The sequence below is a fragment of the Parapedobacter sp. genome (assembly GCF_053550995.1).
Map to the genome: position 1 here is coordinate 44,989 of NZ_JBMQOC010000059.1, position 10,929 is coordinate 55,917.

Annotated in this window: 10 protein-coding genes; 3 read left to right on the forward strand and 7 right to left on the reverse strand. The window is 52.6% G+C overall.

The features are described from left to right. Positions 1 to 62: 62 nt before the first annotated feature. Both ACO1NT_RS08745 and murI read left to right on the forward strand, forming a co-directional pair. Positions 63 to 1,481: a glycoside hydrolase family 125 protein gene (locus tag ACO1NT_RS08745; RefSeq protein ID WP_449048208.1), complete on the forward strand. Its 1,419-nt coding sequence runs from the start codon at positions 63 to 65 to the stop codon at positions 1,479 to 1,481. Between the two features lie 101 nt (positions 1,482 to 1,582). Then, positions 1,583 to 2,407, forward strand: a complete 825-nt coding sequence (gene murI, locus ACO1NT_RS08750; protein ID WP_449048209.1) for a glutamate racemase — start codon at positions 1,583 to 1,585, stop codon at positions 2,405 to 2,407. Position 2,408: 1 nt separating this feature from the next. On the opposite strand, the gene ACO1NT_RS08755 is transcribed toward murI, so the two are convergent. Both ACO1NT_RS08755 and ACO1NT_RS08760 read right to left on the reverse strand, forming a co-directional pair. Then, complete coding sequence (locus tag ACO1NT_RS08755; protein ID WP_449048210.1) at positions 2,409 to 2,933, reverse strand: OmpA family protein; 525 nt, start codon at positions 2,931 to 2,933, stop codon at positions 2,409 to 2,411. 25 nt (positions 2,934 to 2,958) lie between these two features. Continuing rightward, positions 2,959 to 5,145: a glucoamylase family protein gene (locus tag ACO1NT_RS08760; protein WP_449048211.1), complete on the reverse strand. Its 2,187-nt coding sequence runs from the start codon at positions 5,143 to 5,145 to the stop codon at positions 2,959 to 2,961. A 136-nt stretch (positions 5,146 to 5,281) separates the two neighbouring features. Between ACO1NT_RS08760 and ACO1NT_RS08765 the strand changes: the two genes are divergently transcribed. Next, on the forward strand, positions 5,282 to 6,235 hold the full coding sequence (locus ACO1NT_RS08765) for an acetyl-CoA carboxylase carboxyltransferase subunit alpha (RefSeq protein WP_449048212.1): 954 nt from the start codon (positions 5,282 to 5,284) through the stop codon (positions 6,233 to 6,235). A 3-nt stretch (positions 6,236 to 6,238) separates the two neighbouring features. Here ACO1NT_RS08765 and ACO1NT_RS08770 read toward each other — a convergent pair whose 3' ends face one another. From ACO1NT_RS08770 to ACO1NT_RS08790, 5 genes are all read right to left on the reverse strand, one after another. Next, the gene (locus ACO1NT_RS08770; protein ID WP_449048213.1) at positions 6,239 to 7,021 is read right to left on the reverse strand and encodes an SDR family oxidoreductase; all 783 of its coding nucleotides are present in this window, start codon (positions 7,019 to 7,021) and stop codon (positions 6,239 to 6,241) included. Positions 7,022 to 7,025: 4 nt separating this feature from the next. Continuing rightward, a complete protein-coding gene (locus ACO1NT_RS08775) occupies positions 7,026 to 7,856 on the reverse strand; it encodes an amidohydrolase family protein (RefSeq protein ID WP_449048215.1) in 831 nt (276 codons plus the stop codon). Positions 7,857 to 7,865: 9 nt separating this feature from the next. Next, positions 7,866 to 8,720 (reverse strand): fumarylacetoacetate hydrolase family protein, encoded by an 855-nt coding sequence (locus ACO1NT_RS08780; protein ID WP_449048216.1) that lies wholly within the window; start codon positions 8,718 to 8,720, stop codon positions 7,866 to 7,868. Between the two features lie 91 nt (positions 8,721 to 8,811). Further along, positions 8,812 to 9,579, reverse strand: a complete 768-nt coding sequence (locus ACO1NT_RS08785; RefSeq protein WP_449048217.1) for an SDR family NAD(P)-dependent oxidoreductase — start codon at positions 9,577 to 9,579, stop codon at positions 8,812 to 8,814. 113 nt (positions 9,580 to 9,692) lie between these two features. Next, the coding region (locus ACO1NT_RS08790) for a UxaA family hydrolase (RefSeq protein ID WP_449048219.1) at positions 9,693 to 10,929 on the reverse strand (1,237 nt) is incomplete at its 5' end.

A 10,929-nucleotide genomic window follows, 5' to 3' on the forward strand; every position in this document is an offset into this window, starting at 1 on the left:
ATGGCGTAAAGCAAAATGAAGAGCGACGATATACGTTAACAAACCAAATAATACAATAACGCATGAAACGAAGAACATTCATCCAGAATTCCTCCTTGCTCGGCGCAGGTTTATTGGCCGGTAAATTCTCGCTGGCCTCCGCATCGGAGGAATTCCCAACGGTACGTATTGCGCAGGGCGAGCGGCATTTTTCAAGCGACGCCATTGAACGGGCAATCCGGGAATTCCAACAATTCACTACCGACAAGGAATTGGGATGGCTTTTTGGAAATTGCTTTCCGAACACGTTAGATACCACCGTATACCCGGAAGAACAGGATGGGAAACCCTACACCTACGTCATTACCGGCGATATCGACGCTATGTGGTTGCGCGACAGTTGCGCACAGGTATGGCCGTATCTACCTTTCATGGCCGAAGATAGCCAATTGCAGCGACTCATCGCTGGCTTGGTGAACAAGCAGAGCCAATGCATCAACATAGACCCTTATGCCAACGCGTTTTATAACGACCCCACCAAAGTGGGCGAGTGGGGTAGCGACCATACCGATATGAAGCCCGGTATCCACGAGCGTAAGTGGGAAATCGACTCACTGTGCTACACGGTCCGTTTGGGATATGCCTACTGGAAAGCCACCGACGACAAGGCGCCTTTTGGTAGCGAGTGGGTGGCGGCTCAGCGCAACATCCTTAAAACATTTAAGGAACAGCAGCGGAAGGATAGCCTCGGTCCCTACCGATTTGAGCGTACCACCGCCCGCGGTTCCGACACGCTGCAAGTAGATGGCTACGGCTATCCGGTCAACCCCATTGGGCTGATCTGTTCGAGCTTCAGGCCGAGTGACGACGCGACGGTCTTTTCGTTCCTCATCCCATCCAACCTATTTGCCATCGTGAGCCTACGCCAATCGGCCGAAATGCTCGCCAATATCGCCAATGAGCAGGCATTGGCACTGGAAATGCTTGAACTTGCCAATGAAGTAGAACAAGCCGTAAATGCGTATGGCATTGTAGACCATCCCATGCATGGCCGCGTATATGCGTATGAGGTAGATGGCTTCGGCAGCTACATGATGATGGACGACGCCAACATCCCGAGCCTGCTATCACTTCCCTACCTCGGTGCAGTGGAAGTGGACGACCCCATATACCAGCGCACGCGCGCATACGTATTATCCGCAGGCAATCCCTTTTTCTTTAAAGGATCGGCGGCTGAGGGCATCGGCGGACCCCACATCGGCAGGGATATGATCTGGCCCATGGGTATTACCATGCGCGGGTTGACCGCCATTGACGACAGTGAGGTAAAAAAATGCATCGATTTATTGAAACGCACCCACGGCGGCACCGGTTTTATGCATGAATCTTTCCATAAAGACGACCCCAAGAAATTTACACGTAAATGGTTTGCTTGGGCGAACACGCTATTTGGCGAATTCCTGTGGAAAACCTATAAGGAAAAGCCCTATTTGTTGAAGTAGTTTTGAGATGTGTAATGTGTGATTTGAGATTTGAGAGTCTCATATCTAGTGTCTCATATCTAATGTCTAATGTCTAATGTCTCATATCTAATGTCTAAAAAATGGGTCCAATAGGCATCTTCGATTCGGGTTTTGGAGGGTTGACGGTATTCCGCGACATCGTGCGTAGGCTGCCCCAGTATGATTACGTATACCTGGGCGACAATGCACGCGTACCCTACGGCACGCGCTCGTTCGAAACAGTATATGCTTATACGAAGGAATGCGTGGAAAAGCTTTTTGCAATGGATTGCCATTTGGTGGTGCTGGCCTGCAACACCGCATCGGCGAAAGCACTTCGGACCATCCAGCAGCGCGATCTGCCCAAGCAGTCGGACCTCCGCAAAGTGCTGGGGGTTATCCGGCCCACCACCGAAGTCATCGGCCGCCACACCGAAACGCGGCATGTCGGCATTCTGGCCACGCCCGGAACGGTAAAATCGATGTCGTACCCCATCGAGATCCAGAAGTTCTATCCCGACATTACCGTCCATCAACAGGCTTGTCCCCTTTGGGTACCCTTGGTCGAAAACGCGGAGCTGGATTCGCCCGGTACGGCCTATTTTGTGGAGCGTGAAATCGGTCGGCTCCTTCAGCAATCACCGCATATCGACACCGTGGTGCTGGCCTGCACCCACTATCCGTTATTATACCCTTTGATACGGCGCTTCCTTCCCGAGCCTATACGCCTGCTTGCTCAGGGTGAATTGGTAGCCGATAGTCTGGCCGATTACCTGCTACGCCACCCAGAAGTGGAGCAGCTATGTACCGAAGGAGGCAACATCCGTTTCTTTACAACAGACAATGCCATGGATTTTGAGGGAAAAGCAGAAACTTTCTATGGCAAACCCGTGAAGGCCACCCATGTAAAAGCCCTGCTAACCTAGCTTACTGCTTCGGGGTGGCGATGGTCACCTCCACCCGGCGGTTTTGCTGCCGGCCTTCCTTGGTGTTGTTCGCCGCGATTGGCTTGGCTTGGCCATAGCCGTTGGTGGTTATCCGACTGCCGTCGATGCCATGGTCGGCGATGTATTTTTTCACCGATTCAGCCCTTTTCTCCGACAGCCACTGATTGTACTCTTCCGTACCGGTAGCGTCCGTATGGCCATCTACGATCAATGAAGCATGGGGGTAATCGGCCAATAGGTTGATCAGTTTATCAATCTCGCCCTTGGCCTGATCGGTCAGATAAGACGAGTTGAGGGGGAACAGTACATCCGAATCAAACGTAACCATGATGCCGCGATCGGTCATGGCGGCATCTTCGAAGTCGCGCTGCACATGCTGTAGGCCGTCTTGGGTACCGTCAATGGTTACCTGTGCACCGGGGTTGACCGCCATCTTTTTGTTTTTGCAGGAGAACAAGGTCGTTGAAAAAGCAACTAAGAGCGGAAAGACAATGTATTTTTTCATGTTATAACGGATGATTTAAGATAAACTATTCAATGTGGAAATGCTGTTCAATAACCTTTCGTATATCAGGATGACTGGAGAAAAGATCCCATATCAGACCAGTGCGCCCATTTTCAATCATCACCACCACCGCAGCTTGTTGGAGGGCATCAAAGCCGTCGGCTATGGCATTTCTTTCGGGGGCGATCCACTTACGGAACCCGTATTCGGTGAAAAGCATGGGACCATACCGATCATACAGTTCGCGGATGGAGCGGAGCGCCTCTTTGGGCATGTATGCATAACTGGCGCTCGCGATCGCTGGATTAATTACATGCAACCTATTCAGTGAATCCGCCCCTGTCAATGAGTCCGTTTCGATTACGGTCCCGCCCCATATATTTGTCGAAAAGCCGCCATAACCCTGCTCGTTATCGCGCCGCCGCGTTGCCTTGGTCAAATGCACATTATTGGTGAAATAATTCGTAAACGTATCACGCTTGGCACGTGGGTCAAAAGCAAGGAATGGTGTATAGGCCTGTAGCAATGTGGTATCTAACGAACCGACGGTTATGGGCAGCCCATATAACGTCGTATCGGTCGTATAGGAAAACTCGCGATAACGGGGCAGCGTACTTGCACTTTGCTCACTGCCCACGTCCACGGCAAAAGCATCGTTTTCAGCCAGTTCCATAACGTAGGCCGAATCGGCCAACTCCCGTGGGATACCCAACCCTTCGACATAAGCATCGGGGTGTACCGAATACCGCGGCGATGCCAATGCAAGGATATAGCTGATAAAATCACTACCGAACCCGCCCATTGGGCGTGCATGCTTGAACCCCGCCACTGGCGACCATCGGTCCAAAAGGATATGCTGCTGGCCGGCCACCACGAATTCGTTCCATTCAACACCATCCCATAGCGCCGCGATTTTGCCCGTCAGGTCGGCGACCGTACTATCCGTACCGAAATACTGCTCAGCAACCAGTAAGCCCTGCATCAGGAATGCCGTCGCGGGGAGATCGGCCTCCGGCACACTGTCCACTTCGAAAATACCCTTTCCGGTACGTCCGTCAATCGCCGCTGGGAAAGCCCCGTGATAGCGCTCCACTTTCGCCAGGAAGTCGACCATCCGCCGCAGCCGGTCGATGGCGACCTTCCGCGATATAAAACCGCGTTCCACGGCAACCACATGCGACAATATACTCAAGCCGGTTTCCATTACCGATACGGTAGCGTCGTCGATACCGAAGTGGGTGGCGTGCATACCGGAGTTTATTTCAGCATGCTCCATGAAATAATTGAAATGGGCAGCTTGCATAAAGTCTAGTAAGGTGCTGTCGCTGGCCGTTTGTGTCGTCGCTTCAACCGCATCTGAAAACGGCGATTCGAGGTAATCGTAATCTACCCATGCAATCTTATAGTAATATGTTTTATCCGGATACGGCACAAAATCGGTGTACTTCTGTACAAACACTGGCCGGATGGCTACGGGCTCGAAATGTTCATTGTCTTCCGCGCGGTAAACCTTGATATACCGGATACTCGGCGTGAGTGGTAATTGCCAAGTAAGGTCCACGTGCCGGTCGTAGGGCGTAGCCGAGGCCAGCACTGCTGGCGACGATAGTTTCGCCCGCGGCGGATTTGCAGAAACAAACTCGATTTGATCGATATACAGCCAATGGGTGGCGGTATCAGCCTGCCCTTGGGATAACCGGATGCCCTCAATAGGCTCTCCCGACAGGAGTCCGCCGATGGCCTTAACCGGCACACGCACATCGAGCCACATGTTTGTGCGGAAACCATCAATATAGTCGGCCAGCTCAAAGCTGTTGCTTACGGTATCGCGCTGGGTCACCGACAACCTGGGCAACGCCCCGGGCTCGGTGTTGGATACGACATACAATTTGAACGTCAACACGTCCGCCACATCCAAAAAGTAGCTATTGGCTGTTTTCGGGAAATTAATCTGCGTGTGCCAATCGCCATTCGCTGCAGACATATATTTCAACGAAAGGGAGTTACCTGGTGTAAAGAAAATGGAGTCTGACACGGGCAACCGTCCAGCGGCATTTTCCACCCAGCTGTGTTCGCCGTGGTAGACATCGCTGTACATATAATTTCCTTTCAGTACGCTGTTTTCAAACAAAACGCCCGGGTAGGTATCCGCTTGGGCAGCAACGGCAAACATACACGAAACCAGAAAAGAGAGGGTAATAGATCTGACCATAGACGTTATCGAAAATGTATGATTTAACTGAACAATGCAAATGAACGCAAAAACCACGCCAGTGCCTACAAACCTACTTTTTTATTAATCGCTACAATTCCCTACCTTAGCAGCCGATTTTCGCAATACTGCATGTATGGAGACAACGTTTGATTTTGAAAAGCCCATTGCCGATCTGCTGATGCAGATTGAGAAGGTAAACCAGGTAGCCGATAAGACGAAGGTAGACATGAGTGCTACCTTGGCGGAATTGCAGGACAAACTGGAGAAAACCAAACTGGAGATATACAATAACATGACGGGTTGGCAAAAGGTGCAGATGTCGCGCCACCCTGACCGGCCCCAAACCCTCGACTATGTCAACCTGATCTGCGATGATTTCATCGAGCTCCATGGCGACCGGAATGTGCGCGATGACAAAGCCATGGTGGGCGGCTTTGCTACCATTGGCGGCCAATCGGTGATGGTTATCGGTCACCAAAAAGGCAAAAACACCAAAGAGCGCCAATTCCGAAACTTTGGCATGGCTAACCCCGAAGGCTACCGAAAGGCACTACGGCTCATGAAGCTCGCCGAGAAATTCGGCAAACCGGTGGTTACACTCATCGATACGATGGGAGCCTATCCGGGGATAGAGGCCGAAGAGCGCGGACAGGGAGAGGCGATTGCGCGGAACCTGATGGAGATGGCCGTATTGAAGGTGCCCATCATCTGCGTCGTTATCGGGGAAGGTGCCTCGGGTGGCGCGCTGGGCATTGGCGTGGGCGACAAGGTATACATGCTGGAACATACCTGGTACTCGGTTATATCGCCCGAATCATGCTCTTCCATCCTATGGCGGAGCTGGGATTATAAGGACCGGGCTGCCGAGGCGTTGAAATTGACGGCCGCCGATATGTCGAAAAATGGCCTCATCGACGGCATCATCAAAGAACCCCTTGGTGGCGCCCACCACAACCCGCAAGAAATCGCGGAAGCGGTCAAACAGCAACTCCTAAGTGATTTGGCTGTCCTCCAAAAGAAAACGGTCGTCCAATTGGTAAACGACCGTATCGACAAATTCAGTAAAATGGGTGTGGTGGTTGAATAGCTGCTAATCGATGGCACGATCCAGGTGTACATAGCCGCCATCCACATACACCAGTTGCCCCGTGGTATGACTCGATCGTTCAGACAAAAGGAAGGCCACTGTGTCGGCGATTTCCGAAGCGGTCGTCATCCGCTGACCCAACGGGATGCGGTCGGTGATTTTCTTTAACATATCCTGCGGATTGGGCAGTGTCTTGATCCATCGATCATACAACGGCGTATAACATTCGGCCACAATCACGGCATTCACCCGGATACCATATTTCAGCAGCTCTACTGCCCATTCCCGTGTCAAGGCATTGCGCCCGCCGTTGGCAGCAGCATAAGCCGAGGTCCCCCCCTGGCCGGTGTCAGCGGTTTTCGAACCGATATTGACGATACTCCCTTTGCTTTTCTTCAAGGCCGGCAGTGCATGGTGCGCCAAAAGATAGTAATGGATCAGCGACTTATGCAGGCTATCCATGAATTGCTGATAGCTTCCATTTTCCAGTCCCACACTGTCGTTTACGCCGGCATTGTTCACCAAACCGTCTATACGGCCGAAACGGGCCAGTGCATCAGCTATTGCTCGCTCGCATTCTTCGGGCTGCGTCAACTCGGCTTCCACGCAAAACGCTTGTCCGCCCGCTGCCACAATCTCCGACCGCACCTTCTCGTTATCACCCTGTTTGCGCCCCACTATAACGGGGATGGCCCCTTCGGCAGCCAACGCCAAGGCAATCCCTTTACCGATCCCTTTGGCTCCGCCGGTTACTACGACAACCTTATCCTTCAATTTTAAGTCCATGATACTATAAGTGGTAAAAATCCACGGCATTGGTATGCCAAATCAGTTCCTGTTCGTAGGGTGGCAGGTGGTCGATTGCCCGCTCCACTATGCCGACAACTTCCCCGTATGGCGCGGCTACGTTACACACGGGCCAATCAGAACCGAACAGTACCCGGTGGGGGCCGAATACCGCGAATACATGTTGGATGTAAAAGGCAAAATCCGCCGGTTTCCATGCGGCCCAATCGGCCTCGGTAACCATCCCCGACAGTTTACAGCATACATTGCCGTACGCGGCAATATCCGCCAGCTGCGTTGCCCAAGGCTCATGTACCGCCGCCTTCATATAAGGTTTTGCCAGGTGATCGATAACGAACGGCTGTCCGGGGAAGTTGGCAACAAATTCAGCCGTTGCTTCGAGCTGATGCGGCTTCACGAGAATGTCATAGGTAAGCCCGTGCGGTGCCAACGCTTCAATGCCAGCCATAAATTCCGGGCGCAGCAAAAAGCGGGGATCTTGCTCGCCCTGCACGATATGGCGGACGCCCTTGAATTTGGGAAAGCGGCAGAAATGCGCCAGCCGGTCGGCTACGTCGGGTGCCTGCAAATCCACCCAGCCGACAACACCGCGGATAAAGGGGTGCTGTTCGGCGAGTTCCAGCAGAAACAATGTTTCCATTTCCGATTGGTCGGCTTGCACCGCCACACACCCCGACACCCGATGGGCGTCCATCAACGGCTTCAATTGGGATGGCAGGAAATCGCGCTGGATAGCAGCCATATCTTCGGTAATCCAGGCATCTTTTACCGGGTGGTATCGCCAGAAATGCTGATGACTATCGATGCGATCCATGCATATACATTAGCCTTGGTACGCTTTCACTACCTGGCGCGAAGTGCCCAATCCATCGGCGCCCAACTCGACCACGTCGCCGGGTTTGAGGTAAATGGGCGGATTGAAGCCAAGCCCCACCCCTGCCGGTGTACCGGTAGAAATCACATCGCCGGGTAGCAACGTCATAAACTGGCTGACGTAACTGATGACAAAGGGCACGCTGAAAATGAGGTCGCGGGTACTGCCATCTTGGTAGGTGGTGCCATTTACGGTAAGCCACAGGCGCACATCATTTATATCCTTTATTTCGTCTTTGGTAGCCAGGAACGGGCCGATTGGTGCAAAGGTGTCGCAACCTTTCCCTTTGTCCCAGGTGCCGCCCCGCTCCAATTGAAACTCGCGCTCCGAAACGTCATTATGTAAAACGTAGCCGGCCACATGATCGAACGCGTCGGCTTCGGAAACATAGGATGCCCGCTTGCCGATAACAATGCCGAACTCCACTTCCCAGTCGGTCTTTGTCGAATTTTTGGGGATGACAATATCATCATACGGCCCACATAAAGATGTGGTGGACTTCATGAAGATAATGGGTTCTTCAGGAATCTTAGCACCTGTCTCTTTAGCGTGGTCGCGATAATTAAGACCGATGCAGAGGATTTTCGACGGGCGTGCTATCGGGCTCCCGACGCGTGCACCTTCAGGCACGGCAATTAATTTACCTTCGTTGGCTTTGATGAATTCTTCCAGCCGGGCAATGCCATTGTTTTCAAAAAATGCCTCATCATAGTCGCCACCAAAAGCGGAGACATCATAATTTACACCCTCTTGCTGCACTCCTATCTTTTCATGGCCGGAGTCGCCATATCGGATTAGTTTCATTTCTTGTGTTTTGCTTTTTTGCTATTTGCTGTTTGCTGTTTACGCCTAACGTCCGTTGTCTAGCGTCTTAAATCTCGCATCTCAAATCTCATCAATTATTCAACGTGACAAAACCACCGTCAATGGGGTAGTCATTGCCGGTGATGAATGCCGCTTCATCGGAGCACAGATACAACGCCAGGGAGGCGATTTCTTCGGGCTGGGCCATGCGGCCAATGGGCTGGCTTTTGGAAAGTGTTTCAAACATTTCCGCTTCTTTACCGGGGTAATTCTTGGCGATGAACCCATCCACAAACGGGGTATGCACACGTGCCGGCGAAATACTGTTACACCGAATGCCATCGTGCAGGTAATCGCGGGCGACCGACAGGGTCATGGCTAAGACGGCACCCTTACTGGTGGAGTACGCGAATCGGTCGGTAATGCCGACGAGGGTCGCTATCGAAGCCATGTTGAGGATGGCACCGCCCCCTTGCTTCTTCATCAGCGGCACCACCGCGTGCAGCACATTGTAGGCCCCTTTGACATTGACCTTAATGATGCGATCGAAGTCGTCCTCCGATGTGTTTTCCAGTTTACCTACATGCGCAATACCAGCGTTGTTGACGAGGATATCGGCGGGGCCGATGGCGGCAATAACGTTATGGACGTCGTGCTGCACACTGACGTCACATCGGTGGGCAGTTGCCTGCCCGCCTGTTTCACGGATAGCTACCGCCAGTTCGTCCGCAGCTGAAGTGTTCAGTTCGAGGATATGAACAGTAGCCCCTTCTTCGGCAAACCGCCAACTGATTGCGCGGCCGATGCCGCTACCGCCACCCGTAATAATCGCTGTTTTTCCAGCTAGTCTTTTCGTCATTATTTTTGCTGTTTTGCTGTTTGCTGTTTGCTGTTTGCTGTTTACGCCTAACGTCTATTGTCTGTTGCCTGTTGTCTCATGTCTCATGTCTCATGTCTCAAACCTCAAAAGCCTCACAAAGACACTCCCCTTCGCCAGGGAATAAAATCATCCTGCCCCAATTGTACCGCCTTGGGTTGCGCAATGCCACTCGCCACGTCGATGACAAAACGGAGGATACGATGTGCGACCTGTTCAATGGTTTCCTTGCCCTCAATGACGGTACCGCAGTTCAAGTCGATAATGTCGGGCATCCGTTCATACAACTTGGTATTGGTTGCCAACTTGATGACGGGTGCAATCGGATTGCCGGTGGGCGTTCCTAATCCGGTGGTAAACAACACGACATTGGCACCAGCGGCAACCTCGGCGGTGGTGCTTTCCACGTCGTTACCCGGTGTGCACAGCAGGTTCAGGCCCGGCGTATTGGCCACACCGGGATAATCTACCACCGCCGTAACCGGTGAAGTTCCGCCTTTCTTTGCGGCACCGGCCGATTTGATGGCGTCGGTAATCAAGCCATCGCGGATATTGCCCGGGGATGGATTGGCGTAAAATCCCGACCCATCCGCTTCCGCCCGCTCGTTGTAGGTGTTCATCAATGACATAAACCGCAATGCCGTCTCTTCGTCCACGCACCGGTCGCTCAACTCCTGCTCAACGCCGCACAATTCGGGGAACTCGGATAAAATAACCGACCCACCCAATGCTACCAGCATGTCGGACACATAGCCCAATGCGGGATTGGCAGATATACCGGAGAAACCGTCGGACCCACCGCACTCCAGACCGATGCAAAGCTTGCTGAGCGGTGCAGGCTGGCGACGCAAGGTATTGGCTTGCATCAAGCCGGCAAATGTATGCTTGAGCGCCAGTTGGATCAGCTCGGTCTCCGTACCCACCAGCTGTTGTTCAAAAACATACAGTGGTTTATCGAACTGTGGGTCGCGCTTGGCAATTTCGTCACGGAGTATCGACGCCTGCGCGTGCTGGCATCCTAGACTTAGCACGGTAGCCCCTGCCACATTCGGATGGGTGATGTATCCAGCAAGAAGACCGCATAACGCGTCCGAATCGATGCGTGTACCCCCACATCCCATCTCATGGTTAAGGAATTTGATGCCGTCTATATGCTCAAACAGCCGTTCGCTATCGCCCTGTCCGCGTTCCGCCGCGATATCCGCATTCAGGATATCGGTTACGGCCCCTCCGGATTGGTACAACCGGATAAGCTGTTCCACTTCCGGTTCATAATCGCGCGACCGTTTACCATAACCCAGCCGCTCTTCCAATGCGCGTTTCATTACCAGC